Genomic DNA, 17,865 nt, shown 5'->3' with positions numbered 1-17,865 from the left:
AACAATGAAAGTCGATCGTGTTTCATCCGCGTGACATCTCGTCCGGCGAGGCGGCCATAGGATTCCTCCATGCCCGCTCCCGACGAGACCCTCGCCGATGCGCTGCGCGAGCGGATCATCCTGGGCGAGTTCGCGCCGGGCACGCGCCTGTCGGAGACCGCGCTGGCCGAGCTGCTCGGCGTCTCCCGCAACACCCTGCGCGAGGCGTTCCGCGTGCTCTCCGAGCAGGGGCTGATCGAGCACGTCCCGCACCGGGGCGTGTCGGTCGCGTCCCCGACCGTGGCCGACGTCGTCGACATCTACCGGGCGCGGCGCTATATCGAGCAGGCGGCGCTCGCGGCCGGCTCACCCCTGCACCCGGCCGTGACCGACATGACCGCGGCGGTCGAGCGCAGCGAGGCGGGCCTCGAGGCCCGGGACTGGCGCGCCGTCGGCACCGCGAACATGGCGTTCCACGGCGCGATCGTGGCGCTTGCCGACAGTCCGCGCCTCGGCCGCCTGTACCGCGACATCGCCGCGGAGCTGCGGCTCGCGTTCCTCGAGATCGACAGCCCGGAGGCGCTGCACGCGCCGTTCGTGAGCCGCAACCGGGAGCTGCTCGAGACGTTCCTGACGCGCGGCGGAGCGGCCGCGGCGCAGGAGCTGCACGACTACCTCGTGTACTCCGAGCAGACGGTGCTCGGCGCGTTCACGCGTCAGCACCGGGGCTGACCTCAGCCGCGCAGCTCCCGCCACAGCGCATCCGCCTGCGCCAGCGTGTCGTCGATCGTGCCGGACGTGTCGATCACAACGTCGGCGAGCGCGAGCCGCTCCTCGTCCGAGACCTGACGCGCGACGCGGGAGCGCGCATCCTGCTCCGTCATGCCACGGTGCTCGATCATGCGGGCGACGCGGACGTCGGCCGGCGCGTGGGCGACGACGACCCTGTCCCACTCCCCCGTGCCCCTCGCCTCGGCAAGCAGCGGCACGTCGTACACGACGACGGCGTCGGGATCGGCATCCAGCGCCGCGCGGAACCGCCGCTGCGACTCGGCCTTCACCGCCGGGTGGACGATGCCGTTGAGCCGCGCCAGCCGCTCGGGATCGCCGAACACCATCGCCCCGAGCGCCGCCCGGTCGAGCTCTCCCGACGGCGTCAGCACGCCGTCGCCGAACTCCGCGGCGATGGCCGCCAGCACCGGCTGTCCCGGCTGCTGCAGCTCGCGCACGAGCGCGTCGGCGTCGATCACGACCGCACCGTGCTCGGCGAGCCGCCGTGCGATCGTCGACTTCCCGGAGGCGATCCCGCCCGTCAGCGCGATGAGTGGCATGGGCCCAGTCTTCCACCGCCGCTCACGAGCGGGAGTCGCGCGTCAGACCGTGCCCGCGGGCGGCCAGACGCCGATGATGATCGCCATGACGACGATCGTGACGAGCTCGTGCGCGATGTTCATGACGGTGAGCCCCGATGGCCGGCCCTCGAACGCGTCGTGCGTGATGAGGCGGGCGGCGGTGAATCCGGCCCACAGCAGGATCGCCGTCACCAGCGCCGAGGCGAAGTAGCTGCCCTCGTAGAAGTGCCACGCGATCGTCGCGGCGCCGGCGAGCACCCAGGCGGTGACGAAGCTGACCAGCACGGTCACGGCGATCGGCACGACGGCGTCCTTGCCGGTGCCCACCATCGACACGTTCGCGAGCTTCGCCCAGCGCGTGCCGAACACCTTCGGCGCGTACCAGACCGAGCCGACCACCATGCTCGACAGGGTCGCGAGGATGACGGTCCAGTAGTTGATCTCGGGAATCATGCGCTGACTGTATCGCCCGCGGAGTACTGTGCGTGGGGAACCGATCAGAAGGGCTCCGGATGAGCGTCGTGTTCCTCCTCACCACGCTCGTCGTGGTGGCCACGCCGGGCACCGGCGCGGTGTACTCCATCGCTGCCGGCCTCACCCGTGGCACCAGGGCGGGCGTCATCGCGGCGTTCGGGTGCACGCTCGGTGTCCTCCCCCACATGGTGGCCGCCATCACGGGGCTGGCGGCCATCCTGAACGCATCGGCGGTCGCGTTCGAGACGGTCAAGTGGCTCGGCGTCGCCTACCTGCTGTACCTCGCCTGGCAGACGCTGCGCGACCGGTCGCTGATCGACGTCGACGGCTCGGACGCTCCGGTGTCGTTCTGGCGCGTCATCCGGACCGCGGTGCTCATCAACCTGCTCAACCCGAAGCTCACGATCTTCTTCTTCGCGTTCCTGCCGCAGTTCGTTCCCGCCGGCGCCGCCGATGCGACGTGGCAGATGACGGGCCTCAGCCTCGTGTTCATGGCGGTGACCTTCGTGGTCTTCGCGCTCTACGGCACATTCGCCGCGACCATGCGCACGCAGGTCATCACGCGCCCGAAGGTCATGGCCTGGCTGCGGCGCACGTTCGCCGCGACCTACCTGCTGCTCGCGGGCCGCCTCGCCGTCGAATCGCGCTGAGCCTGTGGTTCCGGCGCCGGATCAGTGCCCGGATCCGTCGTCCCAGCGGAAGCGTCCGCCCTTCGCCTCGAACTCGCGGGTGACGGCCGCGCGGAGCGCGGGATCGGCGAGGTAGTCGACCGCCGCGACCGCGAGGCCCGTGGCGGCGTCGGCGAGGGCGTCGAACGCGGGCGGGTGGACGGTCCACTCAGCGAACGCCGGGTTGTGCGGCCGGATGTCATCCGGTCCGCCGAGCCCGATCGACGGGTGGATCGAGGGAACGTACTGGCTGACGTTCCCCATGTCGGTGGACGCCCCGCCCTGCGGCGTCACGAGCGGCGGAGGCGGGAGCACATGGCCGCGCGAGCGCAGCGCGACCGCCCACCGCCGGGTGAGCTCGATGTTGACCTCGAGGGGCAGATACGGCGGCACGGGGTCGACGACGAGCTCGGCGCGCGTGCCCGTCGAGAGCGCGGCCGCCTCGAGCACCGCGACCACGCGGTCCGTCAGGGCCTTCAGCGTGTCGATTCCGGCCGAACGCACGTAGAACAGGGCCGAGGCGCGCTCGGGCACGACGTTCGGCGCGGCGCCGCCGTCGGTGATGATGCCGTGGACGCGGTCGATCGGCAGGATGTGCTGCCGCAGCTGCGCGACGCCCTGGTAGGCCGTCACCGCCGCGTCGAGCGCGTTGAGCCCCAGCCACGGCGCGGCCGCGGCGTGGCTCGCACGCCCGTGATACGTGACGGCCACCCGGCGCACGCCCGTCGTGCGGTGGCCGACGATCGACTCGGTCGCCGCCCCCGGATGCACCATTCCGGCCGCGTCGACGTCGTCGAAGCCACCGGCCCGCAGGATGAGCTCCTTGCCGCCGCCGTTCTCCTCGGCCGGCGTGCCGATCAGCGACAGGCGCCCGCCGAGACGCTCGACGACCGGAGCCGCGGCGAGGAACGCCCCGACGGCCGCGCCGGCGATGATGTTGTGCCCGCACGCGTGGCCGACGCCCGGCAGCGCGTCGTACTCGGCGATGAGCGCGAAGTGCGGGCCCGTGGTGCCGACCGTCGCGCGCAGCGCGGTGTCGAGGCCGTACGCCCCCACCTCGGGCTCGATGCCTTGCCGTGCGAGCAGCGCGGCGACGCGCGCGACCGAGCGATGCTCCTCGAAGCCGATCTCCGGATCGTCGTGAAGCGCGACAGCGAGCGCCTCGAGCTCGGGCCGCAGCGCGTCGACCGCACCGGAGAGCTCGGCGCGCACGGCCTCTCCCGCGCCGTCGAACGCCGACGCCTCGACCACCGGCTCGGGCGTCGCCTCGGCGGCGGTGCGGCGCTGGTACTCGAGATACGTCTCGAGCGGATCCGTCACAGCGTCACCGTCTCGCCATCCGCGGTGCGCACCGTGAGCCGGTACCGGGCGGGCTCGCCCTCGACGACGTCCGCGACGGATCCGTCCGGCAGGCCGAGCGCGGCGTGGATCGCCCGCAGCGGCTCGGGGTCCGGCTCGACGCGCTCGAACGACACGATCTCGAGCGTCGGGATGTCGCTCAGGCCGGGCTGCTCGGTCGCGCCCCAGTCGATCAGGAACGGCGCCTGGAAGCCGGCGTCGCCGCGCGTCAGGCGCCACTCGAGCAGCACGCCGTCGGGACGGCGCCGCGACAGGTCCCACACGTCGCCCGGGTCGTAGCCGCGCTCGCGCGACCCGGCCACCACGCCGTCGATGTCGTCGGGATGGATCGCGTACGTGACGATCCGCGGGCCGTCGAGCTCGTGGATCCCGAACGTCGTCGGCGCCGTCTCGTGCGGCACGGCCGGATCCGGTCCGATCAGCTCGACGTAGTGCGGAACGCGGCGGCCATCGACCGTCAGCGCGACGAGCGCGTTCGCGGTGCCCGTGGGGTGCGAGCCGCCCGGCGCCGCCGTGACGCCCGTGCGCTCGGCGAACCACGAGACGACCTCGCCGAGGTCGGGCCCCGCGATGACGACGTGATCGAGCAGGCGCGGTACGCTCACCGGCCGGCCTCCGCCCGGCGCGCGGGGACCTCGGGCTCGCCGAGCGACAGCATCAGCCGGTTCGCCCAGTTGAAGAACGCCGCGCCGTTGACGATGTCGAGGATCTCCGCGTCGTCGAAGCCCGCCGCGCGCAGCCGCGCGATGTCGTCGCCGCCGAAGGACAGCGGCGTCTCGGCGAGCGAGACCGACGCGGACACGACCGCGTTCCAGCGCTCGTCGCCGACGTCGGCGCCGACGCCCTCGTCGAGCAGGCGCTGCACGTCGTCGCCGCGCCCGGATTCGCGCGTCGCCGCGGCCGCGTGGACCGAGGCGCAGAACACGCAGCCGTTGTGGCGCGACGTCGCGGCCGCCGCCAGCTCGCGCTCGGCGCGGCCGACCCCGCCCGAGGTGTTGAAGAAGATGTCGAGGTCGGTCAGGGTGCGGGCCTTGAGCGCCGCGGGGTCGCGTGCGAGCAGCCGGAAGTACGGCATCTTCGCCCGCGCCGGCTGGATGAGCGCGTTGTGCTGCTCGGGGGTCAGCTCCTCCTCCGCCACGGGCGCGAGCCAGGGCACCCAGCCGAGGCCCTCCTGAGTGAAGCGATCCGGGCGCGCGAGGGCGGGGTGGTCGGTGACGAGGTCGGTCATCGCTGGGCTCCTTCGACGGTCGCTGCTTCGGATGATGCCGGATTCTCCGCGAGTACGCGCAGCCCCCAGGCGGCGCGCAGCTGGAAGGTCAGGAACGCCACGAGCTGCGAGAGCTTCACGATGTCGTCGGCCGACCAGCCGGTCGCGACGAGCTCCCGCAGCGCGTCCGGAGCCGACTCGCGCGGGCGGAACACAAGGAGGTGGGTGTGCGCGAGCGCGGAGGTGAGACGCGCGCCGAGCCCCAGCGATTCGGCCGGTTCCCAGACAGGGCCGGGCGTGCTCTCGGACGCAAGTCCGGGCTCGCGGTACACGCCGTACGGACCCGAGCCCGCGCCGTCGGCCGCCGCGGCGGCGACGGCCTCGACGAGCTCGGGCGCCTCGTCGCCGAGCAGGTCGGCGTAGAACGACGCCGCCTGCTCGAACCCGTGCCGCTGTGCGACGAACGCGGCGACCGCGTACCGCTCGGAGAGCGGGAACGTTCCGGGATCGGCGGGCTCGAGCAGGGCCTCGAAGCTCAGCTGCGCGTTCTCCTTCGCCTGCGGGCGCAGGGCGCGCACGTCCTGCAGCGGGCTGCCCGGGGCGATGCCGGCGAGCAGGTCGATGATGTCGGTGCTCATCGGGCTCCTTCTGTTCTCGGTGGACGGTTGCTCAGGTGGAGCTCAGGCGTGGATCCGGTGGACGGCGCGCAGGGATTCCGCCGCCTCGTCTCCGACGTCGTAGCCGAGGCGCGGCGCGACCTCGGTGGCGAGCAGCTCGAGCGAGCGCAGCGTCATCTCGTGCGGCGCGTCGACCGAGTGGATCTGGAACGACACGTCCGTCGACGCGGCGATCGCGCGATCCGCCGCGAGGGAGGCGGCCACCTCGTCGGGAGTGCCGATGTGCGAGTCGGTCAGGCGCGCCAGGTCGTCGATGCCGAGGCCCGACGTGTCGATGCCGAGCATTCCCTCCGCGAGCTCGCGCAGGCCGGGCTCGGCGAGCTCGAGCACGCGCGTGCGGTTCTCCTCGTCCACGACGACCGCCGTGCGGGACGCGAGCACGCGGAACGGCGCCCCCTCGGGCAGCGCGTCGCGGTACGCGTCGATGATCGGCAGCTGCACCTCGTGAAGCGGCAGGTCCTGTGCGCCGGGACGCGGCTGCGTCCGCGACAGCAGCAGGCCGTCGCCGTCGCGCCCGGCGCGGATGCCGCCCTCGACCGAGAACGTCGCCTGCCAGATCCGGCGGTCGAGGTCCCCCGCCGCGGGATAGATGCGCGCGTCGGTGCCCCGGATGCCGCGGCCCGCGAGCGCATCCCGGAACACCGCGAAGTGCTCCGCGAAGATCTCCCGTCGCTGCTGCGGATCGCGACCGAACGGCGCGAAGGACGACGGGGTGCCGCCGGAGGCGACACCGAGCTGCACGCGCCCGCCGCTCAGCGCGTCGAGCACGCTCGCGTCCTCCGCCGCACGCAGGGGGTCGTCGATCGGCAGCGTCACGACGCCGGTCGCGAGGGCGATGCGCGACGTGCGCTCGGCGGCCGCGGCGAGCAGCACGAACGGGGACGGCAGCCCACCCTCCGTCTCGCCGAAGTGATGCTGCGCCACCCAGGCCGAGGCGAAGCCGGATCGCTCGGCCTGCGCGATCTGCTCGAGCGCGAAGCGATACCGGTCGGCGGCCGGGGCGTCCTCCAGCAGTCTCGTGAAGAATCCGATGCGGGGGCCGGTCATGCGCTCTCCTCCTGGTGTGGTGTCGTGAGGGCGGGGCGGAGTGCCGCGCCGGGGATCGCGTCCAGCAGCCGGCGCGTGTACGGGTGCTCGGGCGATGCGAACACGCGCGCCGTGGCGCCGTGCTCGACCTGCCTTCCCCGCTGCAGCACCGACACGGTGTCGGCGATCTGGCGCACGACCGCGAGGTCGTGCGAGATGAACACGTACGTGAGCGACAGCTCGTCCTGCAGCCGCGCGAGCAGCCGCAGGATCTGCGCCTGCACGGTCACGTCGAGCGCCGACACCGCCTCGTCCAGCACCACGAGCTCGGGTTCGAGGATCAGCGCGCGGGCGATCGCGACGCGCTGCCGCTGACCCCCCGACAGCTCGGCGGGACGCCGGTGCGCGATCTCGGGAGCGAGCGCGACGAGGTCGAGGTGGTGCGCCACCTTCTCGGCGCGCTGGGTGCGCGTTCCGAGGCCGAAGTTCTCGAGCGGCTCGGCGAGGATCCGCCCGATCGTCTGGCGCGGATCCAGGGAACCGTACGGGTTCTGGTACACCAGCTGCGCGACCCGCCGGAAGGCGCGCGCGTCGTGTTTGGCGGTCACGTCGACGTCGCCGACGCGGATGGATCCGCCCGTCGGGCGGTTCAGGCCCGCGATGCTGCGCCCCGTCGTGGTCTTGCCGGATCCGGACTCGCCGACGAGCGCGTGCGTCGTGCCGCGTGCGACCGTGAACGAGACGTCGTCGACCGCGACGAAGGGCTGCTGTCCGGTGCCGCGGAACTCCTGACGCAGGCCGCGCACCTCGACCAGGGGGCGCTCCCCCGGCGCGGCCTCGTGCGGAACGCGCTCGACGATGCGGGCGAGCGACGGCGCATCCGCCAGCAGCGTGCGGGTGTACGCGGCGTCCGGCGTCGTGAGCACGCGCGCCGACGGGCCGGTCTCCTCGACGCGACCGCCGCGCATCACGACGATCGAGTCGGAGTGGTCGGCGGCGACCGCGAGGTCGTGAGTGATGAACAGCACGCCGCTTCCCGATTCGGTGCGCAGCTTGTCGAGCAGGTCGAGGACGCGGCGCTGCACGGTCACATCGAGCGCACTCGTCGGCTCGTCGGCGATCACGAGCTCGGGCTCGAGCGCGAGCGCCGCGGCGATCAGCACGCGCTGACGCATGCCGCCGGAGAGCTCGTGCGGGTACTGGCGGGCGCGGCGCTCGGGGTCGTCGATGTCGACGCGCTCGAGCAGCTCGAGCACACGCGCCTCGATCTTCCTGCGGTCCTTCCAGCCGTGGATCCGCAGCGCCTCGCTCACGCTCGATCCGATCGTCGCGACGGGGTTGAGAGACGTGCCCGGATCCTGCGGGATCAGCGCGACGCAGCGCCCGCGCAGCCCGCGCCAGCGGCGCTCCGAGAGGCCGACGAGCTCGGTCGCGCCGCTCTTGCGCTCGTTCAGCAGGATGGATCCGTCCGCGATGCGCCCGTTGCGGGCGAGCAGGCCGATCGCCGACTGCGCGACGGTGGACTTTCCGGATCCGGACTCGCCGACGAGCGCCGTGGTCCGGCCCGGCTCGACGTCGAAGGAGACGCCGTCCACGGCGGTGACCTCGCCGCGCGAGGTGCGGTATGCGACCCGCAGGTCGCGGATCTCCAGCAGCGTCATGCGCGGTCCTCTCGTCCGATCGCCTGGCTCAGGCGGTTCGTCGCCAGCACAACGAGCGCCACGACGGCGCCGGGGAGCACCGTGAGCCACCATGCGGTCGCGACGTAGCTGCGGCCCTCGGCGATCAGCAGACCCCACTCGGGCGTGGGCGGCGGTGCGCCGTACCCGAGGAACCCGAGCGTCGAGATCTGCAGGATCGCGGAGCCCAGCTGCAGCGCCGCCAGCGCGATCACGGGCGTGAGGGAGTTCGGCAGGATGTGCCGCCACAGCACTCCGACGAACGTGCCGCCGGAGCCGTACGCCGCCTCAACGAACTCCGTCGAGCGCACGCTGACGACCTGGGATCGCGCCAGCCGCGCGAACACCGCGATCGAGGTCACGCCGACCGCGATGGCCGCGTTCGTGGTGCCGAAGCCGAGCAGGATCACGACGCTCAGCGACAGCAGCAGGGCCGGGATCGCGAGCAGCACGTCGACGAGGCGCATCAGGATCTCCTCGAGCGCTCCGCCCACCGCGCCGGCGGTCACGCCGATCGCGGTGCCGGCGATGAGGCCGACGGCGACGGCGACGACCGCGGCGGTGATCGACTGCGACGCGCCGTGCACCACGCGGGTGTACAGGTCGCGGCCGGTGGCGTCGGTGCCGAAGATGTGCGCGGCGCTGGGCGCCTGCAGCGCGACCCCGGACGACTCGGTGGGGCTTCCCGGCGCGAACAGTCCCGGCGCGAGAGCCCACGCGAGCGCGGCGAGGATGACGAGGATCGGGATGAGCGTGCCGGGGCGCAGCAGGGCGCGCCAGTCGATGCGGGCGAGGCCGCGCGGGGCGGAGACGGCGAGCGTCATGCGACCACCTCCTTCTTCGCCGCGTCGGCGAATCGGCGGATGCCGGATCCCCGTCGCAGGCGCGGATCCAGCACGGGGTACAGCAGGTCGACCACGAGGTTGATCGCCACGAACACGACGGTCGAGAGGATCACGACCGCCAGCAGCACGGGGGTGTCGCGGTTGGCGACGGCCTGCGCCGTGAGCTGGCCGAGACCCGCGCGCGCGAACACCGCCTCGGTGACCACCGCACCGCCGACGAGCTCGCCGAACAGCAGTCCCGCCATCGTCAGCGTGGGAACGAGCGCGTTGCGGGCGACGGTGCGCCACACAAGCCACGACGTGCTCGCGCCACGCGCCTTGACGACCGTGACGAACGGCTGCTCGCGCACCTCGTCGATGCTGCGCATCAGCACCTGGGCGAGGGGGGCCGCGATCGGGATCGCGAGCGTCACGACCGGCAGGATGAGCGCCTCGACCGGATCCGCGCCGATCACCGGCACCCAGCCGAGCCGGAACGAGAAGACCTGCACGAGCACGATGCCGATCCAGAACACCGGCAGCGAGACGAGGAACGGCGGGATCCCCCGGAACAGCCGCCGCAGCCAGGTGGCGCCGCCGTACGTGGCCGTGAAGGCGATCGTGACCGCGAGGAACACGGCCGCCCCGAGCCCGAGCGACGCGAGGATGAGCGTCGGCGGGAGCGACGTCGCGATCAGCGCACCGACCGCGGCGCCGTTCGCCACGGAGTAGCCGAACTCGCCGCGGAGCACCCCCAGCGTCGAGTCGACGTACCGCTCGATCAGACTGCGATCGGCGCCGTACGTCGCCCGGATCTCGGCCAGCTGCTCCTGCGAGAGGCCGAGCTCCGGGCTGCCGAAGCGCGCCAGCACCGCGTCGCCGGGGAGCGCCGCCAGCAGCAGGTACGCGACGGTGTACGTGAGGGCGAGGACGAGAAGCGCCTGCCCCACCCGCCTGAGGATGTAGCCCATCCGGCGCGGGTCAGCGGTCGAGCCACGCGGCGTAGAACCACGGACGGCCGACCGACTCGGTGGCGAAGCCCTGCACGTCGGCGCGGAGCCCGAACACCTGCGGCTCCTCGAAGATCGGCAGGAAGTACGCGTTCTCGGCGATGTGACGCTGCGCCGCCTCGGACGCGGCCTGCCGCTCCTCGGTCGTGGGGGCCGACGCGATCGCCTCGAGCAGCGCGTCGAGCTCGGGATCGCCGACGCTGTCGTCCTCGTTCGAACGGTTCAGCAGCGCGTTGCGGTTGTCGCTGTGGAACTGCGACTTGATCACGTCGAAGTCCGCACGGCCGACCATCGAGTGGTACACCTGGATCGTGTCGGCCGAGAGCGACGCCTCGGTCTGCGCGGCCTGGTCGCCGGGGAAGAGCTCGACCTCGATGCCGATCTGCGCGAGCTGCTCCTGCACGAGCGTGACGACGTCCTTCGAGCGCGGCTGCGGCAGCGCCTCGTTGAACGTCAGGCTGAGGCGCTGACCGTCCTTCTCGCGGATTCCGTCCGATCCGACGGTCCATCCGGCCTCGTCCAGCAGCGCGGCGGCTTTCTCGGGGTCGTACGCGTAGTACTCCGAGGTGTCGAGGTAGCCGAGGGCAGTGTGGGCGAGCGCGCCGGTCGCGAGCGGGTAGCTGTCGGAGAACAGCGTCGAGACGATCGCCTCGCGGTCGACGCCGGCGATGATCGCCTGGCGCACCTTCAGGTCGGACAGCACCTCGTTGCGGAACCGCAGGCTGAAGCCGTTGTTCACGCCGTTGGTGCTCGCCGAGTGAAGCGCGAGGCCGTCGGCCGCGAACTGCGCCTCGTCGGGCGCGTACACGTCGCGCGCGATGTCCGCCTGACCGGCGACGACGGTGCCGACGCGCACGCTGCTCTCCCCCGCGACCGTGTAGGTCACGCCCTCGAGCAGCGGGGCGCCCTGGTGCTCGAGCGAGGGCGGCGCCCAGTCGTAGTCCTCACGGGCCGTGATCGACAGCTCGGTGCCGATCTTCTCGTCCGAGATCACGAACGGACCGGATCCGATGACCGTCGTCGCGTTGCCCGGGCCGAACTCCTCGTTCGTCTTCTCGAGCGTGGCATTCGAGACCAGGCCGGAGTTGATGGTCGACACCGCCTGCGCGAAGCCCGGCGCGGGAGCGGAGAAGTGGAACTTCACCGTGTCCTCGTCGACGACCTCGCCGTGGTCGTAGTTGTTGATCGCCTCGGACACGGGCAGCGCACGATCGGTGTCGCCCTTGCCGTACAGGTCGAAGTTCTTCACGACGTTCTCGGCATCCAGCGGCGTGCCGTCGGAGTAGGTGACGCCCTGCCGGATGTCGAACGTGTACTCGGTCGCGTCCTCGTTCACCTCGGGCAGGTCGGTGGCGATCCACGGCTCGAGCTCGAGCGTCTCGGGGTTCTGGTACAGCAGGCGGTCGGTGATGTTGTTCACGATGCCGCCGTTGGGGTAGAAACCGGCGGACGGCGGGTAGAGCGTCGTCCACGTCTGCGGCTCGAGGTACGTGAGCGTGCCGCCGGCCTTGGGCTCCCCCGGCGCGGCTCCGGTCTCGCTCTGCGTGCCCGCCGCACAGCCCGCGACCATGGCCGTCACGGCCGCCAGGGCGATCGTGGCGCGAAGCAGACGCGGGGCGCGGATGCGGGGGGTTCGGGACATGGTGGAGTCTCCTCGTGTACAGGGGCTGTGGCGCCAGTTCACCATGTCCATAGGGAGTCGTGCGCGGCGCGCTTCATGCGACGTCACACAGCGAGGGGCGACGGCCGGATGCGCCCGTCGGCGCCCGGGAGTTCAGGCGTCGATCGTCAGCAGGATGCCGTCGTCGGTGCGCGTCGCCGACACCTGCCGCAGGTCGGCGACGGCGTGCGTCGGGTCGTGCGCGACGGCGGCCGCTCCCACCCCGATGACGCGCATTCCGGCGGCGCGCGCGGCCTGGATCCCCGCGTGCGAGTCCTCGAACACAACGCAGTCGGCGGGAGTGATCCCCAGGATCTCGGCGGCCCGCAGGAAGCCCTCCGGATGTGGCTTGCTCGCGCGCACGTCGTCCGCGGTCACGGCGATCTCGGGGACGTCGAGACCGGCGGCCGTCATGCGCGCACGGGCGAGCCCGAGGTCGGCCGACGTCACGAGCGCGTGCGGCGCATCCTTCAGGGCCCGCAGCAGGGCCGCGGCCCCGGGGATCTCGACGACACCGTCGGTCTCGGCCGTCTCGCGTGCGAGCATCTCGCGCGACTCCGCGAGGTTGATCTCCACCGGCCGGTCCGGCAGCAGCACCGCCATGCTGTTCGTCGCCTGACGCCCGTGCACAAGTGCGAGGACGGCGTCCGGATCCAGGCCCTGCTTCTCGGTCCACTCGAGCCACAGCCGCTCGACGACGGCGGTCGAGTCGACGAGGGTCCCATCCATGTCCAGCAGCACGGCTCGCGCTTCGAGGGTGATCGTCACACCAGCACGCTACCCGGGTTCGCGACGGCCCCGCCCTTGCCGGTGTCGGCGGTGGGGAATACGGTGAGCGCGTCCACCCCGGATACGCGAGAGAGGTCAGTCATGGCACACGGCGACGTCACCCACCTGGAGATCCCGGTCAACGACCTGGAGAGCGCGAAGGACTTCTACGCCGATCTGTTCGGCTGGGAGATCAGTGCGCCGCCCGGGTTCGAGGAGTATCCGATGTGGCAGAACCCCAACAAGATCTCGGGCGGTGCGCTGACGCCGCGCGAGGACGGCTTCACGCAGCCGCGCTCGATCGTCGAGGTCGACTCGATCGACGACACGCTGGCGAAGGTCACCGCCAACGGCGGCAAGGTTCTCAAGGAGCGCGAGGCGATCACCGAGACGAGCTGGTGGGCCCTGTTCGAAGACCCCGACGGCAACGTCCTCGGTCTCTTCGAAGGCAGCATGGAGGGCTGACCGCCGTCCGACGTCAGCGCGAGAGCAGCTGGCGCTTCGAGCTGATCACGCCGGTGTCGAAGCCGGCGAGGTGAAGGCCGCCGTGGAAGCGGGCGTGCTCGATCTTGACGCAACGATCCATCACGACCGCGAGCCCGGCGGCCTCGGCGATCGCCGCGGCCTCCTCGTTCCACGACCCGAGCTGCAGCCACAGCGTCTTGGCGCCGACGTCGACCGCCTCCTGTGCGACGCCCGGGAGGTCCTCGTCACGACGGAACACATCCACGAGGTCCGGCACCACCGGCAGGTCGGCCAGCGACGCGTACGCCGGGCGACCCAGGATCGTCGTCGCCCGCGGGTTGACGAAGTACACGTCGTACGGCGAGCTCGACAGCAGGTAGGTCGCGACGAAGAAGCTCGCGCGCGCGGGGTTGTCGGACGCCCCGACGATCGCGATCGACTTCGTGCGGCGCAGGATGTCGTAGCGCTCCTGCGCGCCCGGTCCGACCCACGTGCGGCCGGCGACCGGCTCCTTCGCCCAGGGCAGCTCGCAGGCCACCAGTCCGGCGTTGCTCATCGCGTGACTCCCGTCGCCTGCGTGAGGGCCTGATCCAGGTCCCAGATGATGTCCTCGGCGTCCTCGAGTCCGACCGAGATGCGGATCAGGTCGGCCGGGACCCCGGCGGCGACGAGCTGCTCGGGCGTGAGCTGCTGGTGCGTCGTGGATGCCGGATGGATCACCAGGGTACGCGCGTCGCCGATGTTCGCGAGGTGCGACGCGAGCCGCACGGAGTCGATGAAGGTCTCCCCCGCGGCGCGCGCGGCAGCCGCGCGCGCGTCGTCGTCGGCGTGCTCGCCCGCGGGGTTCACCCCGAAGGCGAACACCGAGCCGGGCCCGAGCGGGAAGTACTTCTCGGCGCGCTCGCGGTGCGGGTGACCCTCGAGCCCCGCCCACGTCACGAAGGACACCCGCGGATCGGTCGACAGCCACTCCGCGACCACCCGCGCGTTCGCGACGTGCGCGTCGATCCGCTGCGGCAGCGTCTCCACTCCCTGCAGCAGGTTGAACGCGGCCTGCGGGCTCAGCGCGGGACCGATGTCGCGCAGCTGCTCGCTGCGGAGCTTCGTGAGGAACCCGTACTCGCCGAAGTTGTCCCACCACCTGATGCCGCCGTACGACGGCACGGGCTCGGTCATCGTGGGGAACTTCCCGTTGCCCCAGTCGAACCTGCCGGCCTCGATCACGATGCCGCCCAGGGTCGTCCCGTGGCCGCCGAGGAACTTCGTCACCGAGTGGATGACGATGTCGGCGCCGTGCTCGAGGGGCCGCGTGAGGTACGGGGTCGCGAGCGTGGAGTCGACGACGAGAGGCACGCCCGCGGCATGCGCGACCTCCGCGAGGCCCGCGATGTCGGCGACCTCGCCGCCCGGGTTGCCGATCACCTCGGTGTAGACGACCTTCGTGTTCGGCCGGATGGCGGCGGCGAAGTCGGCCGGGTCGCTCGAGGCCACGAACGTGGTGTCGACGCCGAACCGGCGCAGGGTGACGTCCAGCTGCGTGACGGTGCCGCCGTACAGCTGCGCCGAGGCGACAACGTGGTCGCCGGCGCCGACGAGCGCGGCGAACGTGATGAACTCGGCGCTCATGCCGCTCGCGGTGGCGACGGCGCCGATCCCGCCCTCGAGCGAGGCGAGGCGCTCCTCGAGGGCCGCGACCGTGGGGTTGCCGATGCGCGAGTAGATGTTCCCGTACTTCTGCAGCGCGAACAGGTTCGCGGCGTCCTTCGCGTCGTCGAACACGAACGACGTCGTCTGGTAGATCGGCACGGCGCGGGCGCCGGTGGCGGCGTCGGGCGAGCCGCCGGCATGCAGCGCGCGGGTGCGGAACCCGAAACGGTGCTCCTCGGATCTCGACTCGGTCATGCGGTCTCCTTCTGGTTCTGAGCGGCAGCCACCGCGGCGCGGACGCCGTCGACGGCCCACGGGTTCTGCAGCGACGTGGTGTCTCCGAGCGGGTCGCCCTGCCACAGCTGCGCGAGCAGGCGGCGCAGGATCTTGCCCGAGCGCGTCTTCGGCAGCTCGGGGACGAAGACGACGTGCTTCGGCTTCGCGACGGGTCCGATGTCGCGGGCGACCTGGGCGCGCAGCGCGTCCACGTCGACCGGCTCGCGGACGGCGACGAACGCCGCGACCGCCTGTCCGGTGAGCGGATCAGCGACGCCCGCGACGCCCGCCTCGCCGACGGCGGGGTGCGCGACGAGCGCCGACTCGATCTCGATGGTGGAGAGCCGGTGGCCCGACACGTTCACGACGTCGTCGAGGCGGCCGAGGATCCAGATGTAGCCGTCCTCGTCCACCGTCGCGCCGTCACCCGCGACGTAGTAGCCGCCGTGCGGGCCCTTGCCCGCGTAGGGGGCCCAGTACGAGTCGCGGTAGCGCTCCGGGTTCCCCCACACGGTGCGGGCCATTCCCGGCCACGGGCGCCGCACGACGAGCGTGCCGGATCGTCCCGGTGCGACGGGCTCGCCGCTCTCGTCGACGACGGCCGCATCGATGCCGGGGAGCGACACCGTGGCCGATCCCGGTTTCAGCGTCGTGACGCCGGGCAGCGGCGCGATCATCGCGGCGCCCGTCTCCGACTGCCACCAGGTGTCGACCACGGGAAGCTCGTCGCGGCCGTGGTTGCGGCGGAACCACACCCACGCCTCGGGGTTGATCGCCTCGCCCACCGTGCCCAGCAGCCGCAGCGTCGACAGGTCGTACCCCTCGGGGATCCGCTCGCCCCACCAGGTCATGAACGTCCGGATCAGCGTGGGCGCCGTGTAGTACACCGTCACGCCGTAGCGCTGGATGATCTCGAGGTGCCGCTCCTGCGTGGGGGTGTCGGGCGTTCCCTCGTAGATCACCTGGGTCAGGCCGTTCGACAGCGGGCCGTACAGCTCGTAGGTGTGCGCGGTGACCCACGCGAGATCCGCTGTGCACCAGTGGACGTCATCCGGCTTCGCGTCGAAGTGCGCCCAGTGCGCCCAGCTCGCGTGCGTCAGGTAGCCGCCGGACGTGTGCACGAGGCCCTTCGGCTTCCCGGTCGTGCCGGAGGTGTAGATGATGAACAGCGGATGCTCGGCGTCGAACGCGACGGGCTCGTGCGTCTCGGGGGCGGTGTCGACCACGTCGTGCCACCACACGTCCCGCCCGTCCGTCCACGGGACGTCCTGGCCCGTGCGGCGCACGACGAGCACGTGCTCGAGGTGCGGCACGTCGGCGGCGGCCCTGTCGGCGGCCGACTTGACCTCCACGGCGCTGCCGCGGCGCCATTGTCCGTCGCTCGTGACGAGCAGCTTCGCGCCGGTGTCCTCGATCCGGAATCGCACCGCCTCGGCCGAGAAGCCGCCGAACACCAGGGAGTGCACGGCGCCGATCCGCGCGCACGCGAGCGCGGTGACGACCGTCTCGATCAGGACGGGAAGGTAGACGACCACGCGGTCGCCGGGCTCGATGCCGAGCGACAGCAGGCCGTTCGCCGCCTGCGAGACGCGGCGCTGCAGGTCGGCGTAGGTCACGGCGACGCGGTCGCCGGGCTCGCCCTCGAAGTGAAGCGCGACCTTGTCGCCGCGGCCCGCCTCGACGTGGCGGTCGACGCAGTTGTACGCGACGTTGAGGCGCCCGCCGACGAACCACCGCGCGGCGGGGACGCTCAGCGCGCCGTCCGCGCCGGGTTGCGGCGGCTGCCACTCGTGCGCGGTGTGCCAGGTCTCGGCCCAGTCGAGACGCCGGGCGGCTTCCTCCCAGAAGGCGACCGGATCGGCGGCCGCCCGGTCATACGCCTCCGCGCCGACGTTGGCCTGCGCGGCGAAGTCGGCCGGCGCCGGGTAGGCGCGGGTCTCGGTGAGGCGGGCCTCGTCGATCACGGTCTCGCTCACAGCCACCTCCGCAGCACGGCGCGCTCGAACAGCACGAGCAGCGCATTTGTCAGGGTGCCTAGCAGCGCGAGCAGCACGATCGCGAGCAGGATCCGGTCGACGCGTCCCGTCGTTCCCGAGTCGGACAGCAGCCAGCCGAGGCCCATCGAGGCGCCGAGCAGCTCGGCCGCGACGAGGAAGAGCCATGCCTGCGCCATCGCCAGTCGCAGGCCCGAGACGAGCGAGGGGACGACGGCGGGAAGCTGGATCGTGCGCAGCAGCGACCAGCCGCGCAGGCCGAACGAGCGGCCGGCCTCGACGAGGTGCGGGTCGACGCGGCGCAGCGCCGCGGCGACGGTCGTGTAGACAGGGAAGAACGCGCCGATCGCGATGAGCGTGATCTTCGACTCCTCGCCGATGCGCAGCCACAGGATCAGCAGGGGCACCCACGCGAGCGACGGCACGGCGCGCAGCGCGACGAGCGTCGGGCTGAGCAGGATGTCGCCCAGCCGCGACAGGCCGACGATCGACGCGGCCGCCAGGCCGATCACCGCGCCGGCAAGGAAGCCGATCACGACGCGCTGCGTCGAGATCGCGATGTGCAGGCCCAGGTCGCCGTTCTCGAGCAGCTGGCCGGCCGCCTGCACCACGGCGAAGGGCCCGGGAAGGCGGTAGGCGGGCACCAGGCCGCCGGCCGTGACGAGGTGCCAGACCAGGATGACCAGCACGGGCAGCAGCAGGCCGCCGAGGATGCGGGTCGATCGCCGCGTCCAGAACGGGCGGGCTGCCGCGTCCGCGCGCGCCGCGGCGGCGGGGGCGTCGCCGCCCACCGCCGCAGC

19 protein-coding genes are annotated in these 17,865 nt (G+C 72.2%); 3 read left to right on the top strand and 16 right to left on the bottom strand.

Annotated elements, in window-relative coordinates; all coding sequences use genetic code 11:
• Positions 1-69: 69 nt before the first annotated feature.
• Positions 70-711: a GntR family transcriptional regulator gene (locus tag ABD161_RS04060; protein WP_343999926.1), complete on the top strand. Its 642-nt coding sequence runs from the start codon at positions 70-72 to the stop codon at positions 709-711.
• 2 nt (positions 712-713) lie between these two features.
• On the opposite strand, the gene coaE is transcribed toward ABD161_RS04060, so the two are convergent.
• Together coaE and ABD161_RS04050 are read right to left on the bottom strand one after the other, a co-directional pair.
• Positions 714-1,310: a dephospho-CoA kinase gene (gene coaE / locus ABD161_RS04055; protein ID WP_343999924.1), complete on the bottom strand. Its 597-nt coding sequence runs from the start codon at positions 1,308-1,310 to the stop codon at positions 714-716.
• A 42-nt stretch (positions 1,311-1,352) separates the two neighbouring features.
• A complete protein-coding gene (locus tag ABD161_RS04050) occupies positions 1,353-1,784 on the bottom strand; it encodes a DUF1761 domain-containing protein (RefSeq protein ID WP_343999921.1) in 432 nt (143 codons plus the stop codon).
• A gap of 59 nt (positions 1,785-1,843) precedes the next feature.
• Here ABD161_RS04050 and ABD161_RS04045 point away from each other — a divergent pair, with 59 nt between their 5' ends.
• Positions 1,844-2,455, top strand: coding sequence for a LysE family translocator (locus ABD161_RS04045; RefSeq protein ID WP_343999918.1), 612 nt, complete (start codon positions 1,844-1,846; stop codon positions 2,453-2,455).
• A gap of 21 nt (positions 2,456-2,476) precedes the next feature.
• On the opposite strand, the gene ABD161_RS04040 is transcribed toward ABD161_RS04045, so the two are convergent.
• The 10 genes from ABD161_RS04040 to ABD161_RS03995 all read right to left on the bottom strand — a co-directional run bounded on the left by ABD161_RS04040 (position 2,477) and on the right by ABD161_RS03995 (position 12,683).
• Positions 2,477-3,793: an amidohydrolase gene (locus ABD161_RS04040; RefSeq protein ID WP_343999916.1), complete on the bottom strand. Its 1,317-nt coding sequence runs from the start codon at positions 3,791-3,793 to the stop codon at positions 2,477-2,479.
• A complete protein-coding gene (locus tag ABD161_RS04035) occupies positions 3,790-4,437 on the bottom strand; it encodes a VOC family protein (protein WP_343999914.1) in 648 nt (215 codons plus the stop codon). Before ABD161_RS04035 ends, ABD161_RS04040 begins: the two co-directional genes overlap by 4 nt.
• Positions 4,434-5,060 (bottom strand): alkylhydroperoxidase domain protein, encoded by a 627-nt coding sequence (locus ABD161_RS04030; RefSeq protein ID WP_343999911.1) that lies wholly within the window; start codon positions 5,058-5,060, stop codon positions 4,434-4,436. Before ABD161_RS04030 ends, ABD161_RS04035 begins: the two co-directional genes overlap by 4 nt.
• The gene (locus tag ABD161_RS04025; RefSeq protein ID WP_343999909.1) at positions 5,057-5,677 is read right to left on the bottom strand and encodes a CMD domain protein; all 621 of its coding nucleotides are present in this window, start codon (positions 5,675-5,677) and stop codon (positions 5,057-5,059) included. Before ABD161_RS04025 ends, ABD161_RS04030 begins: the two co-directional genes overlap by 4 nt.
• Positions 5,678-5,719: 42 nt before the next feature.
• On the bottom strand, positions 5,720-6,763 hold the full coding sequence (locus ABD161_RS04020) for a putative FMN-dependent luciferase-like monooxygenase (protein WP_343999907.1): 1,044 nt from the start codon (positions 6,761-6,763) through the stop codon (positions 5,720-5,722).
• Entirely contained in the window at positions 6,760-8,403 is a 1,644-nt protein-coding gene (locus ABD161_RS04015; protein ID WP_343999905.1) for a dipeptide ABC transporter ATP-binding protein, read from the bottom strand. The genes ABD161_RS04020 and ABD161_RS04015 overlap by 4 nt, the downstream gene beginning before the upstream one ends.
• Positions 8,400-9,245 carry an ABC transporter permease gene (locus ABD161_RS04010; protein ID WP_343999903.1) on the bottom strand — a complete coding sequence of 282 codons (846 nt, stop codon included), beginning with the start codon at positions 9,243-9,245 and terminating at the stop codon, positions 8,400-8,402. Before ABD161_RS04010 ends, ABD161_RS04015 begins: the two co-directional genes overlap by 4 nt.
• A complete protein-coding gene (locus ABD161_RS04005; RefSeq protein ID WP_343999901.1) occupies positions 9,242-10,216 on the bottom strand; it encodes an ABC transporter permease in 975 nt (324 codons plus the stop codon). The genes ABD161_RS04010 and ABD161_RS04005 overlap by 4 nt, the downstream gene beginning before the upstream one ends.
• Positions 10,217-10,226: 10 nt before the next feature.
• Positions 10,227-11,897 (bottom strand): TIGR04028 family ABC transporter substrate-binding protein, encoded by a 1,671-nt coding sequence (locus ABD161_RS04000; RefSeq protein ID WP_343999899.1) that lies wholly within the window; start codon positions 11,895-11,897, stop codon positions 10,227-10,229.
• 132 nt (positions 11,898-12,029) lie between these two features.
• Positions 12,030-12,683: an HAD-IA family hydrolase gene (locus ABD161_RS03995; RefSeq protein WP_209306733.1), complete on the bottom strand. Its 654-nt coding sequence runs from the start codon at positions 12,681-12,683 to the stop codon at positions 12,030-12,032.
• 102 nt (positions 12,684-12,785) lie between these two features.
• On the opposite strand from ABD161_RS03995, the gene ABD161_RS03990 reads away from it, so the two are divergent.
• Positions 12,786-13,148: a VOC family protein gene (locus ABD161_RS03990; protein ID WP_135113632.1), complete on the top strand. Its 363-nt coding sequence runs from the start codon at positions 12,786-12,788 to the stop codon at positions 13,146-13,148.
• Between the two features lie 13 nt (positions 13,149-13,161).
• On the opposite strand, the gene ABD161_RS03985 is transcribed toward ABD161_RS03990, so the two are convergent.
• The 4 genes from ABD161_RS03985 to ABD161_RS03970 are packed head-to-tail and all read right to left on the bottom strand — an operon-like array spanning position 13,162 to position 17,856.
• Positions 13,162-13,704, bottom strand: coding sequence for a CoA-binding protein (locus ABD161_RS03985; RefSeq protein WP_343999894.1), 543 nt, complete (start codon positions 13,702-13,704; stop codon positions 13,162-13,164).
• A complete protein-coding gene (locus ABD161_RS03980; RefSeq protein WP_343999893.1) occupies positions 13,701-15,050 on the bottom strand; it encodes an O-acetylhomoserine aminocarboxypropyltransferase/cysteine synthase family protein in 1,350 nt (449 codons plus the stop codon). Before ABD161_RS03980 ends, ABD161_RS03985 begins: the two co-directional genes overlap by 4 nt.
• Positions 15,047-17,047 carry an acetate--CoA ligase gene (gene acs, locus ABD161_RS03975; protein ID WP_425560771.1) on the bottom strand — a complete coding sequence of 667 codons (2,001 nt, stop codon included), beginning with the start codon at positions 17,045-17,047 and terminating at the stop codon, positions 15,047-15,049. The genes ABD161_RS03980 and acs overlap by 4 nt, the downstream gene beginning before the upstream one ends.
• Complete coding sequence (locus ABD161_RS03970; RefSeq protein WP_343999888.1) at positions 17,044-17,856, bottom strand: ABC transporter permease; 813 nt, start codon at positions 17,854-17,856, stop codon at positions 17,044-17,046. The genes acs and ABD161_RS03970 overlap by 4 nt, the downstream gene beginning before the upstream one ends.
• Positions 17,857-17,865: the final 9 nt, after the last annotated feature.

The sequence above is a fragment of the Microbacterium paludicola genome (assembly GCF_039529675.1).
Taxonomy (GTDB): Bacteria; Actinomycetota; Actinomycetes; order Actinomycetales; family Microbacteriaceae; genus Microbacterium; species Microbacterium paludicola.
This window is presented reverse-complemented; position numbering and strand designations above follow the sequence as displayed.

Excerpts from the sequence above, each read along its gene's own strand:
- ABD161_RS04000 (WP_343999899.1), bottom strand. The coding sequence starts at position 11,897 with ATGTCCCGAACCCCCCGCATCCGCGCCCCGCGTCTGCTTCGCGCCACG.
- ABD161_RS04030 (WP_343999911.1), bottom strand. The coding sequence starts at position 5,060 with ATGACCGACCTCGTCACCGACCACCCCGCCCTCGCGCGCCCGGATCGC.
- ABD161_RS04015 (WP_343999905.1), bottom strand. The coding sequence starts at position 8,403 with ATGACGCTGCTGGAGATCCGCGACCTGCGGGTCGCATACCGCACCTCG.
- ABD161_RS04010 (WP_343999903.1), bottom strand. The coding sequence starts at position 9,245 with ATGACGCTCGCCGTCTCCGCCCCGCGCGGCCTCGCCCGCATCGACTGG.
- ABD161_RS03980 (WP_343999893.1), bottom strand. The coding sequence starts at position 15,050 with ATGACCGAGTCGAGATCCGAGGAGCACCGTTTCGGGTTCCGCACCCGC.
- ABD161_RS03990 (WP_135113632.1), top strand. The coding sequence starts at position 12,786 with ATGGCACACGGCGACGTCACCCACCTGGAGATCCCGGTCAACGACCTG.
- ABD161_RS04060 (WP_343999926.1), top strand. The coding sequence starts at position 70 with ATGCCCGCTCCCGACGAGACCCTCGCCGATGCGCTGCGCGAGCGGATC.
- ABD161_RS04005 (WP_343999901.1), bottom strand. The coding sequence starts at position 10,216 with ATGGGCTACATCCTCAGGCGGGTGGGGCAGGCGCTTCTCGTCCTCGCC.
- ABD161_RS04025 (WP_343999909.1), bottom strand. The coding sequence starts at position 5,677 with ATGAGCACCGACATCATCGACCTGCTCGCCGGCATCGCCCCGGGCAGC.
- ABD161_RS04045 (WP_343999918.1), top strand. The coding sequence starts at position 1,844 with ATGAGCGTCGTGTTCCTCCTCACCACGCTCGTCGTGGTGGCCACGCCG.
- coaE (WP_343999924.1), bottom strand. The coding sequence starts at position 1,310 with ATGCCACTCATCGCGCTGACGGGCGGGATCGCCTCCGGGAAGTCGACG.
- ABD161_RS04020 (WP_343999907.1), bottom strand. The coding sequence starts at position 6,763 with ATGACCGGCCCCCGCATCGGATTCTTCACGAGACTGCTGGAGGACGCC.
- ABD161_RS04050 (WP_343999921.1), bottom strand. The coding sequence starts at position 1,784 with ATGATTCCCGAGATCAACTACTGGACCGTCATCCTCGCGACCCTGTCG.
- ABD161_RS03985 (WP_343999894.1), bottom strand. The coding sequence starts at position 13,704 with ATGAGCAACGCCGGACTGGTGGCCTGCGAGCTGCCCTGGGCGAAGGAG.